This window comes from Seonamhaeicola marinus, from assembly GCF_008085455.1.
Map to the genome: position 1 here is coordinate 1 of NZ_VSDQ01000060.1, position 402 is coordinate 402.

The window sequence follows — 402 nt, forward strand, 5'->3', positions numbered from 1 at the left end:
TAGGGAAAATTGACCTGCACCAGCCGTTGAGGTTGTTTTTGGTTTCGCTTTTTCCTCGGTTTTCGATGTTGTTTCAGCAGTTGCTTGAGTATCTTCAGCAGCAAAAGTTTTTAAGAAGTTTTCAGTGAGTCTTCTAAACTCTAAATCTTGAAAAATGGTTTTAACCGCTTCAATGTCCGGATCGCACATCTCAAAATCTTTTTCATCAAATTTCACCGGAACATCAAGCATTATGGTAGCCAGTTTTTTCGATAGTAAGCCTAATTCTTGATTAGCTTCTACTTTCTCCTTCATTTTACCTTTCAGCTCGTGGATGTTTTCAAATAAACCTTCCATACTTCCGTAGGCTTTCAGGAATTTTTTCGCGGTTTTCTCGCCAACACCTGGTAAACCTGGAATGTT

Annotated in this window: 1 protein-coding gene; it reads right to left on the reverse strand. The window is 38.8% G+C overall.

What is annotated here, in order from left to right:
* Positions 1-402, reverse strand: a 402-nt coding sequence (locus tag FUA24_RS00385) for a 5'-3' exonuclease (protein ID WP_317131910.1), incomplete at both ends; no start/stop codon positions are given.